The organism is Nocardioides sp. NPDC006303, assembly GCF_040613175.1.
Taxonomy (GTDB): Bacteria; Actinomycetota; Actinomycetes; order Propionibacteriales; family Nocardioidaceae; genus Nocardioides.
This window is the reverse complement of sequence record NZ_JBEXRR010000003.1, coordinates 130628-150780: the sequence shown is the minus strand read 5'-3', so window position 1 is coordinate 150780 and position 20153 is coordinate 130628. Positions and strand designations below refer to the sequence as shown.

The window sequence follows — 20153 nt, the reverse complement described above, 5'->3', positions numbered from 1 at the left end:
CCGGTCATCGCAGCGGGTTGTTGAGCTGGGAGAGGCGGAGCAGCCGGCAGCTGTCGTATGTCGGTTTGCAGGTCATGAACATGGTGAAGGAGACCTCGTCGACCGTCTTGGCGGTCTCGCCTTGCCAGATGCCGGAGCGTCGGCGGAGGCCGGTGATCGTGTAGGCGGTGGTGCCTGCGGCGATGTCGGGACTTTTTGCGTTGTCCTGTGCGATGTTCCAGCCATCGGGGACCTCGAAGGAGGTGATGTCGATCCATTGCCGGGTCTCGTACGTCTTCAGGTCCTCCCAGGATTCGGGTGAGGGCAGGTACGTCGTGAGGTCCGTTGCTAGGCCGGCTGACTCCTCGCCGCTGGGGTCGGCGACGGCGAGCAGGCGCCCGGTGTACTCGTTGAGCGGCGTCGACTCGGTCGCGTCCCAGGCGAACAAGACCTGTGCCACCGAGACCGCAAAGGCTGCTGGGTCGCTGGTCTCGATGACTTGGTCGACCGGGGCCACTTCCGTCGAGCCTGTGGCTGAGCCGTCCTGCGACGCCGCCGAAGAACGCGGCCGCGGTGCCGAATCAGTCCCGTCACCAGCGAAGGCGATCGCCGTTCCTGCGCAACCCAACGTGACGGCAGCGGCAATGGCAGCGAGCGCGGCCTTATTGCGGGCGAGATTGGCGAGGTGGGGAGCGAGCATTGCGGCCTCCTGGCAGTCCGAGTGGTCTGCGAAGAGGTGTGCCGAGTGTCCCGCCGCCGAGGCGATGCGACTCCTATGACCGTTAGGCGGTCATGTTCGCGATGGGGTTGCTGCGCGGATGAGTTCGCGTGCGTCGTTGCCGTGCACGGCACTGTTCTGGAGTACGTCGAACATGCGCGTGTAGAGATGGATCTCTTGGGGCTGGGTGACCTCGATGCTGGCCGTGGGAGTTTCGAGGGCGACCAGGGCGTCGTCGAAGATCCAGAAGCCGGCCGAGGCGACGGCCTGGCGTTCGGTCATCAGCGGGATGACGCCGAGGGACACGTTGGGAACGGTCGAGATCTCGATGAGATGCTCGAGTTGGGTGGCTTGGGTGTCGGCTGTGCCGAACCAGGTGCGGAGTGCTTGTTCCTCGATCAGCACAGAGAAGCGTTTGCGTGGCTGGTTGAGGACCTTCTGCCGTTGGACGCGGATGGCGACTGCCTCGTCGACGTCGTTGGGGGTGTTGAGGAAGTCGATCCAGAACTCCAGCATGGCGGCTGCGTAGTCGGGGGTCTGGAAGAGGCCGGGGATGACGTTGTGCTCGTAGATGCGGAAGACCGTGGTCTGGTCATAGCGGCTGAGGGTGTGTGCGCCCAGAACTCGTTTCATGCCGGCGCGGCTTTGGCGTCGGTACTCGAGGTAGGCCGACTCGACGGCACGTTGGGTCGCGATCAGGTCCGCGGTCTGAGTCTCGGCTTGGCATGCGGTGCACCAGTCGCGGATGTCTTGGTCGGTGGGGGATTGGACGCCGTTCTCGATCTTGCTGATGCGTGTGTAGTGCTGCGTGGTCAGCTCGGCAAGCGCTCGGGCCGTGAGGCCGGCGTCCTTGCGGATGTCGCGTAGCCGTTGGCCGAGTGCTTGCCGAGCTTGTTTGGCCGCTGAGCTAGACAGGTTGGTAGTCACGGTGAGGGATGGCGTGCTTCCAGACGTTCTCGAACGCCGTTCGGCACAGATGGATGTCGTGCTGGTCGGTTGAGGTGATCTTCTCGACGCCGAGCCCGTTGCCGGCGTAGATGAGGAAGACCACCAGCTCGTTGTCGAACAGGTAGAAGTCGTTGCCTGGGATTGCGACCGACGACACTGTGCGGCGGGGGACCCAGCGGATGTCCTCGCCGGCGTCGACCATCGGCTGTGCGATGCTGTAGGACCAGCGCTGGTAGTCGCTCAACGGCTCAGACACGATCCGAGCGCGTCGAACGGTCTTGCCGGCGTTGGTGTGTTCCTTGAGGGTGGTGCACCAGTCGTTGAGCCAGGCCAGGTCGTCGTGCTCGCCAGTTGCCCACTTGGCCATGTAGGGGAGCTCGACTGCGGTGCCGTAAGCGTCGCGGGTCTCTAGGTGGACGGAACTGTCGGTGAAGCTGCGCAGCAGGTCGTCGAACTCGTCATCGGTTATCGAAGCCACGGTCTCCCTGTCCAAAGAACTGAAGCATCCTGTCGGGGATTTCGACGCAGGTCTCGCCTTCGGGGATGTTCATCTGGGCCAGTGCGTCGGTGTCGTCGACGACCCAGCCCTGGACCACCCATGATCCCGTCTCCGTGCGGTAGATCGTCGGTGACCCGGTCGGGTTCGACTCCGGGTCCTTGCCGATGAACGTTAGCTGCATGGTCTTCCCACCTGTCTGAATGGTTGCGATCTGTTGCTCGATCTCTTCCATCTTCGGGGCGCGCTCAGTGTGCGTCAATACATCTCACCTCGCAACATTTCGCAACATTCTTCCGACGCGTGCCCGCCCGGATTTAGCGTCATCGGACATGACGAACGCGATGCGGGGCGCCGAGAATCCGACCATCCAGCGCGGTGAGCTGGTCGCCCGTCGGGCAGGTCGTCCACGCGTGCTGCCCCAGATGGCCGGTGGTCGGCGATCGTGGATGGAGCCGCGAGAGGAGATCCTCGACATCGCCGCAGGCCTGTTCGTGGACCGGGGATTCGCGGCGACCTCGACTCGGGACATCGCCGAGGCCGTCGGGATCAGACAAGCCTCGATCTACTACCACTTCCCATCCGGCAAGGAGGAGATCCTCGGCGAGCTGCTCCAGCGATCGATCCGGCCCACGCTGGACCGGATCGAGAAGATCGAGATCCTCGGCGCCGAGACCGACGCGGGGCCTGAGGTGCGGCTGCATCTGCTGGTGGTGCTCGACGTGCGTACGCTCGCCGCCGCGCCACGCAACGCCGGGGTGCTGAGCAGACTGCCGGAGGTGCAGCGCAAGGAGGTTTTCGGCCCGTTCGGGTCAGCGCGTGAGGAGCTCCGGGCCGCCTATGCCCGATTGGGTGGACAGGTCGCGGCTTCTCGTCCGGACGCGGCGATGACTCCGGAGGGCAACCTGCTCGGCACGTTGCTGCTGCAATTGGTCGAAGTCGTCATCGGGATGCGCTCCGACGGGCACCGGATCAGCCAGACCATCGAGGGCGTGGTCGCCGCGTCGTGCCTGCGCGTGTGTCTGGCTGACCAGGAATGTATCGACGAGGCTGCCGCACGAGCGGCCGATCTGATCGGGGCCTTCGAGTAGACACTGATCCCACGAACCGGTCGCCGGCCCATTCACAAACGGTGGGGTGGGTCGGCGGCTGCAACTCGGAGGCGCGACGGTCACGCGGATTCGTGGATTGCTCGGCGCATGGCGCCGAGACGGTCGCGGAAGGCGACGGATTCCGAGATCACTCGGTCGAAGCGGGCGTACTCCTCGTCAGAGATCTGGCGAGCGAGCTCGTCTAAGTCGTAATGAGCGGTCCAACCCTGTAGCTCTGCCCAGGTAAGGAGGAAGGACCGGAGAGAGCGGTACCGCGGCGACGTCTCGGGATGATGCTGGCCTGACGATGGCTCGGGCAGTCTCTTGGTGCCGCGGCGAGCCTTGGTCTGCTTGACCCGAGCCAACGCTTCGGTGGCGAGGCGGTCGAGGTTGTCGTCCTTGCCGGATGGATGGGCAGCTAGCTCAATGGCCGCTTGGACCTTCCGATAAGCGGGCTCGACCGGACTACCCGCTTCAACGGCAGCGAGCTCGGCAGCGGCCAGCTCACGGACGGTCGGTGGTTGGAACGAGTCGGCGGCGACGGCTCGGAGGAACTTGATGTGGTCGAGCCGTTGGTAGGAGCCGGACCCGGTGACCATCCTGGCGGCCTGGTAGCGGGACTCGCGGGAGTTGGGTGACGGTTCCGGTGAGTCACCGGAACCGTTCTCTCCGGCCGAAGAAGCGCTGCTGTCCACGTCGTCCCCGCCGAATCGGCTTGCCTCCTGGCGGCGTTGGGCTTCCTCGGCGTACAAGGCCTTGAGCTCCGTGTATAGGTCGGCTTGTTCGGTGGGGGCGAGGGGCTTGTGAAGGCTGTTCTCGTCTTGTTGGGCCAGGAGCTCGGTGAGGCGGTTGGAGATGCCGGAGCGGATCCAGACCTTGATCGTGCGCCAGCCGAGGCGGCGTACGGCCTCGAGGCGGCGGTGGCCGCAGACGAGGACCCCGTCAGGAGTGATGGTGATGGGCTGGAGCATGCCGATCTCGTTGATGGAGTGGGCGAGCTCGTCGATGTCGCCGAGGTCCTTGCGGTGGCGTACGCCGACGGTGATCGCATCGAGGGTGCGTTCTGCATGGGTCTCAGGAGACATCGGCAAGCAACCTCTCCAGGCGCGAGTGCGGGTCGACGGTGGGCGCCGATGCCGAGATGGCGTGGACGAGGTCGTCCTCGTGGAGCAGGTCTGCCGGTGTCTCGCCGAGCAGGAAGCGGTACCAGATCCCGTGACCGCGTCGCGTGTGCTCGTGCTCGGGACGGGGGTTGCCGAGCATCGTGGTGAGCAGCGTCGTCCAGCCGGACTGGGTGAGGTCGAGCGTACGGAGCGCGAGCCGGTCCTTGCGCAGCCCTTCATGTGTGGTGGCGCGGTTACCGGAGTCCATGAGACGTGAGGAGACGTAGGTGATCGCGTGCCGGACGGCATGTTCAGGCCAACCCAGCGCGGTGAAGAGCCTCACGGTCATCTCGAATGCGTCGTGAACGGTCACCTGTGGCGCTTCCGGATCCTCCTCATCGAGGTTGTCCACCTCGGACTGGACGTGGAAGGCGGGGTGGTAGTCGAGTAGAGAGGTTTCGTGATCGCCGAACCGATCGGCGTCGTGATGGGCGGAGATCTCGGCGCGGCGGGCCTGGTGGGTGGAGCACAGCAGGCCGTTGGCGCGCTCGTCGTAGATGAGGGCGACTTGTACTGCTCGAGTGGTGACGGCCCATGGGTCGTGGGCCTTCCGGACCGCATCGGTGCGGAGCACGTTGAACGCCGCGTACGCCGCATCGTCGGGCTCGAGGCCGTGCTTGGTCGCGAGACTGGCGTACTTGTCAGTGGAGTACCGCATCAGAGCAGCCGCGTCAGGGTCATGACGCCAGGCGTCCGGGCCGGCGTAGTGCAGCTCGGTGAGGAGCATCCGAAGCCCGCTGGCGGTGGTGAAGTCCAGGCTCATAGCGAGATCCCTCCGTGCCGGTGCGTGGCTGACGGCGGCTCGGGCGTTGCGATCGCGGCCCTCGTGGTCTGCTGCAGGGGTGCGCGCGGTCGTGTGGGGTGCTTGGCACGGCGTACGAGCTCGGCCTTGAGGTCCAGTCCCCGTCCGATCACACGGCCGGCGATCATGGTGGGAAGGTCACTGGGACGTACCCAGGCGATGCCGCTCTTCGAGATCGGTATCAGGCCCGACTGGGCCTGGCCTCGGGACGGGTCTCGGTGCACCGCCAGTGGTGTCGGCTCAGTGCCGTGGTCCTTCGTGTCGTGGACGGGTTCGGCACTCACATCGCCACCCCCTCAGGTCTCGTAGGGCCTGGGCGACTCGCGGGGGCGTTGCTCGGTCCGAGCCGGCTGGCGATTCTGTAGGCCGACTTGATCGTCCGGAATGCTTCGGTGTCAGGGAGACCGGCCGACTGTGCTGCGCCGCCGAGGAGTTGGAAGGTCTGGGTGAAGTCGTGCCCGGCCTCCGCCATCCGGCAGGCAGCCCAGAAGAGGCCGCCGTTGCGGGCGCCCTCGGGGCGCCTCGCAACCCACGCCGCGAGGCGATCGGGAGAAGACCTTGAGCCAGGCATGTTGGTAGGTGGACCTTTTCGCGGTGGTGGCGGTTTGGGTGGGGCGAGGACGCGGTGGAGTCCGACAGAGTCGACGGTTCCGGCGTGGTGCCCAAAGCTCATGAGCGAGTACGGCCGGGTGCTCCCGTCCGAGATCGTCACCGCCGACGGCGGCGCGACGATGTAGCCGCCGTTGCCACGGAAGTCGATGTGCCTAGATGGGACTGACCAGCACGGCTGTTCAACATCGTGAGCGGCAGCGAAGTAGGCATGCATGCCACCCGAGGGCGTACGCACCATCCACGCCCACCGTCTGGTGAGACCCATCTCGGTGACGCGGGAGAAGTTGCGGAACCCATCGCCGCCGCGGTGCACGTCGACGTCGACCACGACCAATCCCGAGGTCGCGCCGGTCGGGATGCCGATGTTCGCGTCCGGCGTGCGTGTCCACCATCTATGAACTTGGTGTGGATCGAATGTTGCGGAGTGGAAGCCGCGCGCCGTTAATGGCTGCTTGCCGCCGGGGACGCACGGGAAGACAGGGACGCGGGCGAGCGCCAGCGTGATCGCCGCGGACGGAAGGTCAAAAGAACGTGCGGCGTCGCGGAACGCCGTCGTCAGCCAAGGCGAGGGACTGTGGTTCGAGATGTCCATGCAATCGACGATTGGCCATGGCGCCTGCCTCTGTTCCTACCTATGCGGGCTGCACCTCCGGTCAAAAGGTGAGGGAGCAACCGACGTTCCAGCAGGTCAAGTGGATGCTCCCCCGGTATCGCGAAGTACGGTCGGCTGAATGATTTGGCCGCCTCAGACAGGGGCCATCCTCCCGTTGTCGTCGGCCAGTCAGGCCATGCATAAGCACGACTGCAGGTGCCGCGCACTCCTCAGACGGGGACCACTTGAATCGGGATGGACTTCCATCCTCGTAGCGTGTTGTTCTGGTGGCGTACGGCTGGGCCGACCGCGTCGACACGACGGATACGACGGGCCATCGCGGTCAGGACGGCTTCGGCTTCGAGCCGTGCGACGTGCTGGCCAACGCATTGGTGTATCCCCATGCCGAACCCGACGTGTCCGGAGGGATCGCGTGACAGGTCGAAGCGGTCAGGGTCGACCCAGTGGCGAGGGTCGCGGTTCGCCGCGGCAAGGACGAGCAGCACTTTTTGGCTGTCGGGGATGACTACTCCGTCGATGTCGAGATCCCTCGTAGTCGTCCGGAAGAAGGTCTGGACTGGCGACTCCAGCCGGACGGCTTCGTCGAACGCCACTCGCGCGAGTCCGGGCTGGGCCCGCAGCCGGTCCCACTGGTCGGGATGCTCGACGAAGGCATGGATAACGGCACTGAGGCCGTGGACGGTCGTGTCGACTCCAGCTGTGAGGAGTGACCGAACGATCAGGGGCGCCATCTCGTGGGTGATGTCGCCGCGGTCGGCGGCCGCCCAGATGTCGGCGCCGAAGCCGGTCGCGGCGAGCGCTTCACGTCCGCACTGGGCTGCGATCCATGCGGAGGTCATTCCGAGGTGGTCCTGGCCCTTCTGGACAAGTGCGTTCGGCGGGCCGAAGGAGTTGAACGTGTGGTCTCCGTAGGGGAGCAGGTTCTCGCGTCCGTCTTGGCGCAGGCCGACCGCGTCGGGAAATACCCGCAGCGGGAAGACGTCAGCGATGTCATGCGCGCCGTCCAGTTCGCCGCGGTCCAGGATCTCGTCGACAAGCACTTCGGCGTCGGCGAGCCACTGCGCATGCAGATGGCGAAGCCGGCGCGGGCTCAGGATCTCTTCGAGTACGGCACGGGGCGCGTCGTGGTGGGGCGGGTCGGCCTCCAAGAGCAGGCTGGGCGGACGCCACGGCTTCTCCTTGCGGAAGTTGGACATCCCCACCCCCGCAGCCGACTGGAAGGTCTGCCAGTCTGTCAGGCTCGCGTGGACGTCGTCATATCTGCCCATGGCGAAGAGGTCGTACTGGGGCAAGTACGCCACCCGGCCTGCCTCGCGGAGGCGCTCGTGGAAGGGGAGCGGATCGGTGAGCACCTCGCGTCCGAACGGGTCGTCGGTCAGGATCGGGGCGGCGGATCGGGGGTGGTCGGCGGTCAGCATGTCGTCTCCAGTTGTCGGAATGGGTCAGAGGTCGAGGACGAGGCGGTCGCTGCAGGAGCGGGAGACGCAGACGAACATCACGTCGCCGCGCCGGCGTTCCTCGTCGGACAGGAGAGAATCGCGGTGGTCTATGTCGCCGGCGAGTACGCCGGTCTCGCAGGTACCGCAGATGCCCTGCTTGCACGAGGTCAGGACGGGAGCTCCGGTTGCCGCGAGCGCGTCGGCGATGGATTGGGTGGGGTCGACCTCCACGACGGTGCCTGACGACGCGATCTCGACGGTGAAGCCGGTGCGCCGGACCGGAGCGACGGGGGGCTGGGCGACAAACCTCTCCAACCGGAGACTCCCGGCAGGTAGCACCTCACACGCGTGCCCTACGGCCTCGAGCAGGCCGGTCGGCCCGCAGCAGTAGACGCTCGCACCCGCGGGAAGGTCACCGATGGCGGCCTCGAGATCCGGCAGTCCTGCCGCGTCCTGCGGAACGATCTGGACACGGTCGCCGAACTGCTCGAGTTCGCCGACAAAGGCCATCGTGTCGCGCGAGCGGCCGCCGTAGAGGAGAGCCCAGGACGTACCCATGGCCTCGGCGGCTCGCACCATGGTCAGGATCGGGGTGATGCCGATGCCGCCGGCGATGAAGAGGATGTGGCTCGCCGGACGCAGCCGGAAGTTGTTGCGCGGGCCGCCGATCCCGAGGAGGTCTCCCTCGCCCAGGACGTCATGGATGTACGCCGACCCGCCACGTCCGTCGCGCTCACGCAGCACCGCGACGCGATAATTGTGGGCGTCGCCTCGGTCACCGCACAGCGAGTACTGCCGCACGCGGTCGCCCGGCAGCATCAGGTCGAGGTGTGCGCCGGGTGTCCAGTCGGGAAGGTGCCGGCCGCAGGGGTCGGTGAGCGTCAGTTCACAGATTCCGTCAGCGATGGTTCTCTTGGCGGCAACCCGGACGCTGTTGCCCGTAGTGGAGGACGTGACCATGACGGTGAGTGTGTGGTGGACGCCACTAGTTGATCGAGGGTTCTTCCACTGAGTGAGAGGGTTTGTGTGGCGTCGGTCACGACATCGCGCGGTGGATCCCGTGGGCAGCGGCGTGCAGGGCGGGCACGGTGCGGATCGCGAGTTCCTCGTTCGGGACCACTACTGACAGCGCCGCAACCACATGTTCGCCGCGGCCTCGGACCGGCACAGCAACCCCGGCGGCAGCTTCGCGGATGTGGCCCGGTGTGTGGATGTGTCCGACACGGCGGATCTCCGCCAACGTCGTTCGCAGCTGCTCGGGTGAGGTGATCGTGGCCGCCGTGAAGCGTCGCAGTGGTTCGCTGAGCACGGTTTGCTGGACGTCGGCCGGCGCGTGGGCGAGCAGGACCAGCCCTGCGGAGGAGGCATGGAGGGGGAGCCGGCCCGCGACCTCGGTCACGTTCACGACGGCCTCGCGTGCCGAGAGTCGCTCGAGGAACAGCACCTCGCGACCTTCGAGGACCCCGAGCTGGATGTGGTGGCCGACCACCGCGTGCAGATCTTCCATGAACGGGAGGGCCGCCTCGCGCAGCCCTCGCGTCGGCGCGGCACGCGAGCCGAGCTCCCACAGGCGTACGCCGACCCGGACCTTACGGCCATCCTCCGACCGGGCCAGGAGGCCGTGCCGGGAGAGCTCGGCAACCATCCGCGACGTCGTTGAGAGCGGCAGCCCGGCGCGGCGTGACAGATCGGTGACGGTCAGCTCGCTGGATCGGGCATCGAAGCACTCCAGGAGTCGTACGGCACGGCTCAGGACCCCATCGGCCGATTCAGGACGGGTCACCGGTCACCAGCCTGCCGGCCTCGATCAAGGTGTCGCGCAACCACGCGTGCGCTGGGTCGGATCGGTGGACTGGGTGCCACCAGAACGCTTCCACCAAAGGGACCACATCCCACGGGCAGTCGAGAACGCGTACACCGGCCGCATCGGAGAGCTTGCTTGCGAGGTGGTGCTGGAGCAGCGCGACCCTTGGCGTCCCGGCGACCAAGAAGGGGACGGGCAGGAAGCTCTCGACGACGACCTGGATCTCTGGCTCGATGCCGATCATGCTGAGCTGGCGCGCCGCCGGCGTGAACGCGGTCGGCTGATGGTGGGTCATCACCCACGGCATCTGGCCGAGATCCTCCAGGGTCACCACGTCGCCGACCAGGGCGTTGTCGCGTGACACCACCAGCACCCAGCTGTCTTCGTAGAGGTCCTGGGAAGGAACGTCGGTGAGGAACCCGTGGGGGAGCACCATTCCGTCAGCGGACCGGAGCGATTCGGGAGCGTGGTTGACGTCGAAGTGGGACTGGGCCTTGAGGCGCAGCCGGACCCCTGGTGCTCGTTCGGCAGTGACCGTGGCGAGCCTGTCGCCCAGCACCGCGGCGGCGTAGTCGGAGACGATCACGGTGAACTCGCGCGTCGCAGTCTCTGGGTCGAAGGTGGTGCTAGCCCCGAACACCCGCTCCACACCAGCCAGTGCGGATGCGGTCGGCTCCCGCAGCTGCTGGGCCAGCGGTGTCAGCTCGTAGCGGTTGCCGTCACGTGCGAGCAGCTCGTCCCCGAAGTGCCTGCGGAGCCGCTGCAGCGCGGTCGACACGGCGGGCTGGCTGAGGCTGAGCCGGCCCGCGGCTCTCGTCACGTTCCGCTCCTCGAGGAGGGCATCAAGGGTGACGAGCAGGTTCAGGTCGAGATTTCGAAGTGACATCGCTCTCACTCATGCACCATAGATCGCGTGATGGGCCGTACGTCAGTGTGACCGGGTCGTGCTCTCGCGTGCCACGACCTGCGGCTGAAGCACCTGAGCTCGGTGGGCATGGTGGGCGGTGCCGTTTTCGGCCCTGACCTCCTCCGCGACCATCTCCGCTCCGAGGCGGCCCATCTCCTCGCCTGGTTGAGCGATCGTCGTTATCGGAACCGGACTGTCCCAGGCCGCCTGGTTGTTGTCGTAGCCGACGATCGCGACATCCTCGGGAACCTTCACCGCACGGGACGCGAGGGCCTGCAGGATGCCTGCCGCCAGCAGATCGCTGGCCGCGAACACCGCGTCCGGTCGATCGCCGGGGCTTCGATCGGCGAGGCCAACTCCGATGTGCCAGCCGTCGGCGCGGTTGACGGATTTCGGGCGGAGCACCTCCGCCGCGACATCCGCTTCCTTCACTGCCCGCCAGAAGCCGAGCTCACGGTCGTGGACAGGAGTCAGCTCGTCAGGTCCGCCGACGAACGCGAGCCGCCGACGGCCGATGCCGATCAGGTGTCGTGCCGCGAGATATCCGCCGAGCTCGTTGTCGACCGAGACTGAGCAGAAGTGGTTCGTGTCGGCGCGATAGTTGAGCATGACCACCGGCGTCGTGTGTGGGGCGACCTTGGCGATCGCCGCGTAGTGGCTGGCGTCGTTGAGGGTGATCATCACGCCCGTGATGCGGCTCTGGGCGAACATCTGCAGGCAGCGTTGCTCGCGCTCGAGCTCGCTGTTGGTGTTTGCGAGCAGCAGGCTCCCGCCGGACGCGGCGACCGCGGTCTCCGCGCCGCGTGCGATGTCGATGAAGAGCGAGTTGCTCAGGTCCGAGAGCACGAGCCCGACCGAGCTGGAGACACCTACTGCGAGCGAGCGGGCGATCTGGTTCGGTACGTAGTTCAGCATCGCCATGGCGCGCTCGACCTTGTCCCGCGTCGCGGGAGAGACTCGGTCGGGGTGGTTGAGGACGTTGGACACCGTGCCCTGGGCGACACCGGCGAGGGCGGCGACATCTCCGATGCCCGCGCGCGTCCGGCCGTGGAATCGCTTCTCTTGTGGCGTACCCATCGCTCTTCTCCTTCGGTCAGCAGGAAGCATACGGCGCGATGCCGCGTCGACGACACCGGGATTGACGCGCTTCAACCGCGGGTTCGGGTGATGTTGTCTGACGTTTCCGCGGCTTGGGTATTCGTTCGGCGAATAGGCCTCATTCGAGTTTGTGAAACGTAGTCGGAACTTCTTGTGTGTGAGGGTCGCCACACCCTACGGTCTCGCTTTGAAGCGCTTCAATCGGCAGCGCTACACAGAGAGGATGTGCGATGAACGCACGCGCAACAGCACGCCGTCGGGCCCCGATGGCCCTGGCGATCGCGGCCGCGGGAGCGCTCGTGCTCGCCGGCTGCTCGGGCGGCTCTGGCGGCAGCGGTGACGAGGAGAGCTCGGACTTCGACTATCTCTCGCTCGCTGAGAACACCGCGATCAAGGACACCTTCGACGCCCTCGGCAAAGGGTCCTGCGCGGACCAGCAGGGTGAGGCACCGCTGAAGGTGACCACCCAGCCGCAGGCCAGCTATGACCAGCAGATCCAGCTCCTCGCCGGCCAGGGTGCACTCCCGTCGATCTTCTCCGGAGGCAACAGCCCCCAGATCGTGCAGCAGATGAACGATGCCGGTCACCTGGTGAAGATCGATGACGAGCTCGAGAGCCTGGGCAAGGACGACGCCATCCTCCCGGCCGCACAGTCGACGATCGAGGCGATCTACGACGGTGAGCACATCGTGCTGCCGACGGAGTTCAACGTCGAGGGCATCTGGTTCAACAAGAAGATCTTCGCCGACAACGGGATCACCGCGCCTGCCACCTGGGACGACCTGATCGCGGCCGCTGCCAAGCTCGAGAGCGCCGGTGTCACGCCGTTCGCCGCGGCGGGGAAGGACGGCTGGCCGGTGACCAGGCTGGTGGGCAACTACCTCTTCCGTACCGTCGGGCCCGACGCGATGCAGAAGGTCGCAGACGGCGAGGCCTCGCTCACCGATGCCGAGTACGTCGGCGCGGCGAAAGCGGTCGCTGACCTGGGTGCCGAGGGCTACTTCGGGGACTCGGTCGGCTCGATCGACTACACGACTGCCCTCAACCAGTTCCTCACCGGCAAGGCCGGCATGTACTACATGGGCAGCTGGGCCCTGGCAAACTTCAACGACCCCAAGCAGAACCAGATCGGGGAGGAGAACATCGGCTTCCTGCCGTTCCCCGAGGTCAAGGGCGGCGCCGGATCGGCGAGCCAGCTCGCCGCCAACGTCGGCACCCCACTGGCGATGTCGCAGCAGAGGTTCGACGACGGCTCCAAAGCATGGCTGGAGTGCATCGCAGACAACTTCGGTGCCGAGTCCCTCAAGGACCAGGGCGTCCTGAGCGGGTTCAAGATCAACGGCGACGTCGGCGACCTCCCGCCCCTGACCAAGGGTGTTCAGGAGCAGGCGGAGAAGACGGACGAGACCGTCCTCTGGTTCGAGGCGCTCTTCAGCCCGAAGGCGACGACGACGAGTCAAACCAACGCACAGCGGCTGGTCACCGGCGACATGAGCCCCGAGGAGTTCATGGCCTCGGTGCAGGGCGACCTCGGCTGAGCCGAGCACTCCCGCGTGGGCGCCGATCGTCGGCGCCCACGCCGATGCCCCTCGGCAAGCGACAGACCTAGAGAAGTCAGGAACAGATGAACCGCATACTCGGAGACAAACGCATCGTCGTTCTCCTCCTTGCACCGGCGCTGCTCGTCTACAGCGTCGTGATGCTCCTCCCCGTCGGATGGTCGTTCGGCTACACCCTCTTCGAGGGCAACGCCATCAACGGCTTCGAGTACGTCGGCCTCACCAACCTTCGCGAGCTCTTCATCGATCCCGACGTGCGCGACGCACTGTGGTTCACCGTCAGGTTCGCCGTCGTGCTGACGATGGTCCAGGTCGCGCTCGGGTATGGGCTGGCCCTGCTCTACACTTTCGTGCTGCGCCGGGGCTCCAGCCTGGTGCGCACGCTCGTCTTCTTCCCTGTGGTCCTACCCACCGTGGCCGTCGCGCTGCTGTTCCAGCAACTCTTCGAGTCGGCACCCCAGATGGGACCGGTCAACCAGCTTCTCGACGCCGTCGGACTTGCCCCCGTCGACTGGTTCGGATCGGGCGGCGCGGGCTTCGTCGTGATCGTGCTGATGGAAGCGTGGCGGTCGATGGGCTTCTATGCGGTCCTTCTGTACGCCGGGCTCGTCGACATCCCGGAGGACATCTTGGAGTCCGCGAGAGTCGACGGCGCCACCGGCTTCAAGCTGGTACGCCACATGGTCCTGCCGCTCAGCGCGCCGGTGCTGCTCTCCTCGATCATCTTCAGCATCAACGGGACCTTGAAGGTCTTCGACTCCGTGCTTGCGCTGACCGCCGGCGGTCCCGGCAACACGACGACACCGCTGACGTTGTACATGTTCCAAACGTCCTTCACCTACGGGCAGTACGGCTACGGCAGCGCGATCGCGCTGCTGCTCTCGACCCTTTGCCTACTTGTCACCCTGGCGATCTTCCGCTCAGCTCGCCGCGATCGAACGGAGGCCTGAGATGGCAGCCACCACCGCTCTCCATGGCGACACCGGCGTCGTCCGCACTCGGGCCCGACGACCCCGCCAGCGACTCAGCCTCGGCCGTATCGCGACCTGGATCGTCATCGCGGGTCTCCTTGTCGTCGTTGTCTATCCGCTCGTCTGGCTCGTGCTGGGCTCGCTCAAGACCCAGGACGAGTTCCTCAACAACTCCGTCTTCGCGCTGCCGGAGAACTGGGCCAACTTCGACAACTACCGCGCAGCCTGGATAGACGGCCATCTCGACATCTACATGCGCAACAGCGTCCTGGCGGTCTTCCCGTCGCTGTTGCTCACGATCGCGCTCGGGGTCGCTGCTGCGTACGCACTGGAGGTGATGGTCTGGAAGGGCCGCGGGCCGATCCTGCTGCTGTTCCTCGCCGGCATCATGGTTCCCGGCCAGATGATCCTGCTGCCGCTCTTCACGATCTACTTCAAGACCGGTCTCACCGGGTCACTGTGGCCGTTGATCATCACCTACACCGCGATCGGGCTCCCGCTCACGGTGTTCATGATGGCGACGTTCTTCCGCTCGATCCCGCGGGAGGTCTTCGAGGCCGCGACCCTCGACGGCGCCGGCATGCTCAGGCAGTTCGTCTCCATCGGTGTGCCGCTGGTGAAGAACGCCGTCTTCACGGTCGCCCTCGTCCAGTTCTTCTTCATCTGGAACGACCTGCTGATCGCACTGACGTTCACCAACCGCGACGAACTGCGCACGGTCCAGGTCGGTCTGCTGAACTTCACCGGACAGTTCGGTCAGGTGCAGTACGGCCCGACCTTCGCGGCGATCTCCATCAATGTTCTGGCCACGCTCGCGCTCTACCTGTTCCTGAACCAGCGGGTCATGAAGGGCCTCACGGCCGGATCGGTGAAGGGCTGAGATGGCAGGCGTGACTGACCTCCGGATCGAGCATCTGGACGATCCGATCGGGATCGGGGACAACCGGCCCCGGCTGAGCTGGCGAATCGTCGACGCCGAGCCTGGCGCGACCCAGGTCGCATACGAGGTCGAGTGCTCCGGTGAGGGGCTCGCGACCCACCGCGCGAAGACGATGTCCGGCCGCTCGCAGCTGGTCGAGTGGAGCTCGCTGACGCTGCGGCCCAGACAACGCGCCCAGATCCGCGTCCGGATCTGGCTCGAGGACCAGAAGGAACCCACCGAGTGGTCCGAGACGATCACCGTCGAGGTCGCCCTCCCGACGGACGCGTGGAGCGCAGAGTTCGTGTCGCCCTCGCAGGAAGCGTCGATGTCCGGGCCACGGCCCGCCTACCTGCTCCGCGCCGAGTTCGATCTACCCGAGAAGACGACACGCGTCCGTGCGTACGCCACCGCCAGAGGCGTCTACGACCTGCTCGTGAACGGGCGTGAGGTCGCCGACGACGTGCTCGCGCCGGGCTGGACCTCCTACGACCATCGCCTCGTCTACCGCACCTACGACCTCGACGAACTCGTCCATCCCGGCCGGAACGCGCTGGGCGCATGGCTCGCCGACGGCTGGTTCCGGGGACGGCTCGGTTTCAACGGCGGCCTGTGGGACGTATACGGGAGGGACGTCGCCCTGCTGGTCCAGCTCGAGGCGACCTCGGCCGACGGCACCGTCTCGGTCATTCCACTGACCTGGACCTGGGCGCCCGCACCGATCACATCGACCGGCCTGTACGAAGGAGAGGTCCACGATCAGCGCCGTGCTGCCGGCCGCTGGGCGACGCCCGGCTACGACGACACCGGCTGGTCTCCTACCACCTCGGTGCCCCGGCAGCCCGCCGTACAGCTCGTCCCGGCCGCGGCGCCGCCCATCCGGGTCATCGAGACGCTGCGACCCGTCAGCATCGAGCGCCGACCAGGCGGTCGCGTACGTCTGGACTTCGGGCAGAATATCTCCGGGAAGCTCAGGTTCACCGCAACGGCACCGCGCGGTCACGTACTCGAGCTCCATCACGCCGAGGTGCTCGAGGACGATGAGCTCGCGACGCGGCCGCTGCGCTCGGCAACATCCATCGACACCTATGCCTTCGCCGGAGAGGCCTCGGAGACTTGGACCCCACGGTTCACGCTGCACGGCTTCCGGTACGCCGAGATCGAAGGATGGCCCGAGGGACTCGATCCAGCCGAGCGGGTCGAAGCCCTGGTCGTGCACTCCGACATGGTCCGTCGCGGCTCGTTCGCGTCATCCCACGAGCTGCTCAACAGGTTTCACGACAACGTCGTGTGGAGCATGCGCGACAACTTCGTGGGGCTGCCCACCGACTGCCCGCAGCGCGACGAAAGGCTGGGCTGGACCGGCGACATCCAGGTCTTCGCGCCCGCTGCGAGCTTCCTGTACGACGCGACCGGTGTCCTGCGCAGCTGGCTCGATGACCTCCGTGCCGAACAGCTCGAGCACGGGTCGGTGCGCAACTTCCATCCGTGGCTGGACTGCGGCTTCCCCGCCGACCCGTCGGCTGGATGGGGGGATGCAGCGGTGATCGTTCCCTGGGTGCTCTACGAGCGGACCGGAGACGCTTCGATCCTTCGCGACTATCTGTCTGCGATGACCGACTGGGTCGACCAGGTGGACCGGCTGACCGGCGGCACCGGGCTGTGGAACACCGGCTTCCAGCTCGGCGACTGGCTCGACCCGCACGCGCCGCCCGAGCGACCCGGAGACTCCGCCACCGATCCCTACCTCGTCGCTACCGCCTACCACGCACACACGGCCCGGCTCGTTGCGCGCGCGGCCGAGATCTGCGGCGAGGACGAAATGGCAAACCACTACCGTGGCATCGCCTCGCGGGCGAAGAGCGCCTTCCAGCACGAGTACCTGGCGCCCTCGGGCAGGGTGGTCAGCGACACTGTGACCGCACTCGCGGTCGCTATCGTGTTCGACCTGTTCGTCGATGAGAAGCAGCGCCTCGATGCCGGGAGACGCCTCGCCACGTTGGTCCATCAAGGTGACCACCTGATCCGTACCGGCTTCATCGGAACACCGCTGGTGTGCGACGCGCTGGCCAGCACCGGGAGCGTCGACACCGCCTACCACCTGCTCCTCCAGGAGCGGTGTCCGTCGTGGCTGTATCCCGTCACGATGGGTGCGACGACGGTATGGGAGCGCTGGGACAGCATGCTTCCGGACGGCACGGTCAACCCGGGGGAGATGACCTCGTTCAACCACTACGCGCTCGGTGCCGTGGTGGACTTCATGCACCGCGTGGTCGCTGGTCTGGCACCCGGCGAGCCCGGGTACGCAGCCGTCGCAGTCGCGCCGAGACCCGCGGGCGGTCTGACCTATGCGACGGCAGCGCACGACTCTCCCTACGGTCGGATCGCAACCTCCTGGAGGCGCACCGGAAATCGGTTCGACCTCGAGGTGACGGTCCCTGTCGGCGTACGGGCCACTGTCACCCTGCCTTCAGGCGAGGGACCGGTCACCGTCGGCTCGGGAACGCACCGCTTCGGCTGCAGATACCGTCGACCGGACGACGATCCGAAACCCAGTCGGACTTGGAACATCCATGATCCGGAGGAACGTCTCGAGATGGAGGCCGCGCTGGCGAAGCAGCCGGACCAGAACAACCGGCGAACCGCATGACGGCCGCGTACGACCTCACCCTCGTCGAGGCAGCCACGTTGCTCAGCGGCGCAGACATGGCTTCCACCCACGCCTTGCCGGAACGTGGGATCAGCTCCGTGAGAATGTCCGACGGTCCTTCCGGACTCGCGATGAACCTGCCGGACTGGTCGGGCAAGGTGCGTGCCACCTGCTTCCCGGCCGCCACCGCGCTCGCGGCCACATGGGACACCGAGCTGGTTGGCCGGGTTGCCGCCGCCATCGGCGCCGAGGCCAAGGCGAACGGTGCCTCGTTGCTCCTCGGGCCGGGCGTCAACATCAAACGCTCCCCGCTCGGCGGCCGCGGCTTCGAGTACTACTCCGAGGACCCGCTCCTGGCCGGGCACATCGGTGCGGCCTTCGTCGAGGGAGTGCAGAGCTCCGGGGTCGGCGCCTGCGTCAAGCACTACGCAGTCAACAGCCAGGAGACCGACCGGATGCGGGTGAGCGCGGAGCTGTCCGAGCGCGCCCTGCGCGAGATCTACCTGCCGGCATTCGAGCACATCGTCAGCACCGCGCGCCCCGCCGCCGTCATGGCCTCCTACAACCGCGTCAACGGCGAGTACGTCTCGCAGAGCCGCCGACTCCTCACCGAGATCCTCCGGGAAGAGTGGGGCTTCGACGGCGTCGTCATCTCCGACTGGGGTGCCGTCGAGGACCGCGTACGCGCTCTTGAGGCTGGCCTCGACCTCGAGATGCCCGGCACCGGCACGGCCTCGCGCGACAAGCTCCTCGCAGCGGTCGAGGCCGGCGACCTTGACGAAGAGTGCGTGCGGGCGAGCGCGCGGCGGATAGCCGAGCTTGCCGGGCGCTCGAACGCGACTGAGGGCTCTCGACCCGCCGACGCGGCCGATCACCATCGGCTCGCAGTCGAGACGGCCGCTGCGGCGATGGTGCTGTTGAGCAACGACGGGGTGCTTCCGTTGAAAATTAGCGGGGAGGAGCAGATCTTGGTCATAGGTCTCGCTGCTATCGACCCGCGAATCCAAGGTGGCGGCAGCTCTGGGGTGGGCGTCGGAGACGTGCAGGCGCCGTTGGCGGCTATTCGGGCCGTTACGGGGCGACCGGTGCACTACGAGCCGGGTTATGGAAGCACCCAAGGATCGCAACATGAACATGCCGACCGGGCGGTCGAGGCAGCGACCGGTGTGCGTGACGTCGTCATGTTCGTCGCGGGTGAAACTGAGTCGGAGGGTCACGACCGAGCCTCCATCGAGCTGCCACCCGATCAGATCGCGCTCATCCGCCGACTGATCGTCGCGAATCCCCGCACGGTCGTCGTGCTGAACAACGGCGGCGTGCTCGCGGGCGGGGACTGGGCATCGAGACCGGCGGCGCTCGTGGAGGCGTGGTTACCAGGACAGGGTTATGGCGAAGCTCTTGCGGACATCATCTTCGGGGCGAGGAACCCGTCTGGGCGGATGCCAGAGACGATGCCGATGAACATCACCGACACTCCGACGTATCTCGACTTCCCGGGCGCTGGCGGCCGAACGTTCCACGGCGAGGGTGTCTTCGTCGGCTACCGCGGCTACGACCGAACCGGCGGCGAGATCGCCTTCCCGTTCGGCCACGGCTTGAGCTATACCGCGTTCCACTACGGCGATCTCACGGTCACTCGAGCCGGCGATGACGTACGCGTGAGGTTCACCCTGACTAATACCGGGAGTCGCGCCGGCGCAGATGTCTGGCAGGTCTACGCCACGCCCTCGGCGGCTCCCGTGCCTGTTCCCAGCCGTGCACTGTGCAGCTTCGGCAGGCACCACCTGGAACCGGGTGATCAGATCGCCGTCGACGTCACCGTCCACTGGCGGGCCTTTGCGCGGTGGGATGACCGACTGCATGGTTGGTGCGTCGACGGTGGGGAAGCACAGATCTCGGTCGGTGCGTCCTCGCGCGACTTGCGCCAGTCGGCGCGCGTGCAGATCGATTCCCGTAGTCCCGAGGTCGCGCTGACCGAAGGGTCAACGCTTCGCGAGTGGCTTGGTCACGCGGTGGTTGGCCCGGCACTCGTCGATGAGGCCGCCCTGGCTGACCCGAGCGGCGCGACCGTGGAATTCATCACCAATCCCGAGGCCGTGACAATGATCGGCGACATGCCGATCCGACGCCTCTTCGACGCTCCCGCCAACGCACTGTCGTCTGGCCTATTAACAAGCGTCCGCCGTCGCGCGGAAGTCTCGGAGGCACCAGACGACGTCGGACGCTGACCTTCTGGCCAAGCAGCGAGGCCGGCAAGTGAAGTCGAACGGTGCGTTGAACGTCTTGGTCGCCCCTGAGTCGCTCCCGACTCAGACGCGGCCCATCGACGGACATCTGCGATCGAGTACCACGTCTGCACATCACCGTGTAGATCCCAACCTCGG

General features: G+C 66.5%; 19 protein-coding genes. 6 read left to right on the top strand and 13 right to left on the bottom strand.

Going from position 1 to position 20153, the window contains the following annotated elements; translation table 11 throughout:
• Positions 1–4 precede the first annotated feature (4 nt).
• From ABZY89_RS03800 to ABZY89_RS03785, 4 genes are all read right to left on the bottom strand, one after another.
• The gene (locus tag ABZY89_RS03800) at positions 5–679 is read right to left on the bottom strand and encodes a cell wall protein (RefSeq protein ID WP_355224771.1); all 675 of its coding nucleotides are present in this window, start codon (positions 677–679) and stop codon (positions 5–7) included.
• Positions 680–769: 90 nt separating this feature from the next.
• Positions 770–1624, bottom strand: coding sequence for a helix-turn-helix transcriptional regulator (locus ABZY89_RS03795; RefSeq protein ID WP_355224769.1), 855 nt, complete (start codon positions 1622–1624; stop codon positions 770–772).
• Positions 1605–2123, bottom strand: coding sequence for a DUF6879 family protein (locus tag ABZY89_RS03790; RefSeq protein WP_355224768.1), 519 nt, complete (start codon positions 2121–2123; stop codon positions 1605–1607). The genes ABZY89_RS03795 and ABZY89_RS03790 overlap by 20 nt, the downstream gene beginning before the upstream one ends.
• Complete coding sequence (locus ABZY89_RS03785; protein WP_355224766.1) at positions 2104–2403, bottom strand: hypothetical protein; 300 nt, start codon at positions 2401–2403, stop codon at positions 2104–2106. Before ABZY89_RS03785 ends, ABZY89_RS03790 begins: the two co-directional genes overlap by 20 nt.
• A gap of 70 nt (positions 2404–2473) precedes the next feature.
• Between ABZY89_RS03785 and ABZY89_RS03780 the strand changes: the two genes are divergently transcribed.
• A complete protein-coding gene (locus tag ABZY89_RS03780; RefSeq protein WP_355224764.1) occupies positions 2474–3232 on the top strand; it encodes a helix-turn-helix domain-containing protein in 759 nt (252 codons plus the stop codon).
• A gap of 80 nt (positions 3233–3312) precedes the next feature.
• On the opposite strand, the gene ABZY89_RS03775 is transcribed toward ABZY89_RS03780, so the two are convergent.
• From ABZY89_RS03775 to ABZY89_RS03735, 9 genes are all read right to left on the bottom strand, one after another.
• Positions 3313–4317: a ParB N-terminal domain-containing protein gene (locus tag ABZY89_RS03775; RefSeq protein ID WP_355224762.1), complete on the bottom strand. Its 1005-nt coding sequence runs from the start codon at positions 4315–4317 to the stop codon at positions 3313–3315.
• Positions 4307–5158, bottom strand: coding sequence for a hypothetical protein (locus ABZY89_RS03770; RefSeq protein ID WP_355224761.1), 852 nt, complete (start codon positions 5156–5158; stop codon positions 4307–4309). Before ABZY89_RS03770 ends, ABZY89_RS03775 begins: the two co-directional genes overlap by 11 nt.
• Positions 5155–5481, bottom strand: a complete 327-nt coding sequence (locus ABZY89_RS03765) for a hypothetical protein (RefSeq protein ID WP_355224760.1) — start codon at positions 5479–5481, stop codon at positions 5155–5157. Before ABZY89_RS03765 ends, ABZY89_RS03770 begins: the two co-directional genes overlap by 4 nt.
• The gene (locus ABZY89_RS03760; RefSeq protein ID WP_355224759.1) at positions 5478–6401 is read right to left on the bottom strand and encodes a bifunctional DNA primase/polymerase; all 924 of its coding nucleotides are present in this window, start codon (positions 6399–6401) and stop codon (positions 5478–5480) included. Before ABZY89_RS03760 ends, ABZY89_RS03765 begins: the two co-directional genes overlap by 4 nt.
• 230 nt (positions 6402–6631) lie before the next feature.
• The gene (locus tag ABZY89_RS03755) at positions 6632–7840 is read right to left on the bottom strand and encodes a cytochrome P450 (protein ID WP_355224757.1); all 1209 of its coding nucleotides are present in this window, start codon (positions 7838–7840) and stop codon (positions 6632–6634) included.
• A 24-nt stretch (positions 7841–7864) separates the two neighbouring features.
• Positions 7865–8821 (bottom strand): PDR/VanB family oxidoreductase, encoded by a 957-nt coding sequence (locus ABZY89_RS03750; protein ID WP_355224755.1) that lies wholly within the window; start codon positions 8819–8821, stop codon positions 7865–7867.
• A gap of 76 nt (positions 8822–8897) precedes the next feature.
• Positions 8898–9644 carry an IclR family transcriptional regulator gene (locus ABZY89_RS03745; RefSeq protein WP_355224753.1) on the bottom strand — a complete coding sequence of 249 codons (747 nt, stop codon included), beginning with the start codon at positions 9642–9644 and terminating at the stop codon, positions 8898–8900.
• Complete coding sequence (locus ABZY89_RS03740; RefSeq protein WP_355224752.1) at positions 9631–10551, bottom strand: LysR family transcriptional regulator; 921 nt, start codon at positions 10549–10551, stop codon at positions 9631–9633. The genes ABZY89_RS03745 and ABZY89_RS03740 overlap by 14 nt, the downstream gene beginning before the upstream one ends.
• A gap of 42 nt (positions 10552–10593) precedes the next feature.
• Positions 10594–11649 (bottom strand): LacI family DNA-binding transcriptional regulator, encoded by a 1056-nt coding sequence (locus ABZY89_RS03735; protein WP_355224751.1) that lies wholly within the window; start codon positions 11647–11649, stop codon positions 10594–10596.
• A gap of 251 nt (positions 11650–11900) precedes the next feature.
• On the opposite strand from ABZY89_RS03735, the gene ABZY89_RS03730 reads away from it, so the two are divergent.
• The 5 genes from ABZY89_RS03730 (at position 11901) to ABZY89_RS03710 (ending at position 19997) form a co-directional block, all read left to right on the top strand.
• Entirely contained in the window at positions 11901–13208 is a 1308-nt protein-coding gene (locus ABZY89_RS03730) for an extracellular solute-binding protein (protein ID WP_355224750.1), read from the top strand.
• An 86-nt stretch (positions 13209–13294) separates the two neighbouring features.
• Positions 13295–14179, top strand: a complete 885-nt coding sequence (locus ABZY89_RS03725) for a sugar ABC transporter permease (protein WP_355224748.1) — start codon at positions 13295–13297, stop codon at positions 14177–14179.
• 1 nt (position 14180) lies between these two features.
• A complete protein-coding gene (locus ABZY89_RS03720) occupies positions 14181–15080 on the top strand; it encodes a carbohydrate ABC transporter permease (RefSeq protein ID WP_355224747.1) in 900 nt (299 codons plus the stop codon).
• Positions 15081–15090: 10 nt separating this feature from the next.
• Positions 15091–17769, top strand: a complete 2679-nt coding sequence (locus ABZY89_RS03715; RefSeq protein ID WP_355224745.1) for a family 78 glycoside hydrolase catalytic domain — start codon at positions 15091–15093, stop codon at positions 17767–17769.
• 104 nt (positions 17770–17873) lie between these two features.
• Positions 17874–19997, top strand: a complete 2124-nt coding sequence (locus ABZY89_RS03710; protein WP_355224743.1) for a glycoside hydrolase family 3 N-terminal domain-containing protein — start codon at positions 17874–17876, stop codon at positions 19995–19997.
• The last annotated feature ends 156 nt before the right edge of the window (positions 19998–20153 follow it).

Bases quoted from the DNA above. Each gene is read 5' to 3' on its own strand.
- ABZY89_RS03800 (WP_355224771.1), bottom strand. From the start codon at position 679: ATGCTCGCTCCCCACCTCGCCAATCTCGCCCGCAATAAGGCCGCGCTC.
- ABZY89_RS03780 (WP_355224764.1), top strand. From the start codon at position 2,474: ATGACGAACGCGATGCGGGGCGCCGAGAATCCGACCATCCAGCGCGGT.
- ABZY89_RS03775 (WP_355224762.1), bottom strand. From the start codon at position 4,317: ATGTCTCCTGAGACCCATGCAGAACGCACCCTCGATGCGATCACCGTC.
- ABZY89_RS03770 (WP_355224761.1), bottom strand. From the start codon at position 5,158: ATGAGCCTGGACTTCACCACCGCCAGCGGGCTTCGGATGCTCCTCACC.
- ABZY89_RS03760 (WP_355224759.1), bottom strand. From the start codon at position 6,401: ATGGACATCTCGAACCACAGTCCCTCGCCTTGGCTGACGACGGCGTTC.
- ABZY89_RS03755 (WP_355224757.1), bottom strand. From the start codon at position 7,840: ATGCTGACCGCCGACCACCCCCGATCCGCCGCCCCGATCCTGACCGAC.
- ABZY89_RS03750 (WP_355224755.1), bottom strand. From the start codon at position 8,821: ATGGTCACGTCCTCCACTACGGGCAACAGCGTCCGGGTTGCCGCCAAG.
- ABZY89_RS03740 (WP_355224752.1), bottom strand. From the start codon at position 10,551: ATGTCACTTCGAAATCTCGACCTGAACCTGCTCGTCACCCTTGATGCC.
- ABZY89_RS03735 (WP_355224751.1), bottom strand. From the start codon at position 11,649: ATGGGTACGCCACAAGAGAAGCGATTCCACGGCCGGACGCGCGCGGGC.
- ABZY89_RS03730 (WP_355224750.1), top strand. From the start codon at position 11,901: ATGAACGCACGCGCAACAGCACGCCGTCGGGCCCCGATGGCCCTGGCG.
- ABZY89_RS03725 (WP_355224748.1), top strand. From the start codon at position 13,295: ATGAACCGCATACTCGGAGACAAACGCATCGTCGTTCTCCTCCTTGCA.
- ABZY89_RS03720 (WP_355224747.1), top strand. From the start codon at position 14,181: ATGGCAGCCACCACCGCTCTCCATGGCGACACCGGCGTCGTCCGCACT.
- ABZY89_RS03710 (WP_355224743.1), top strand. From the start codon at position 17,874: ATGTCCGACGGTCCTTCCGGACTCGCGATGAACCTGCCGGACTGGTCG.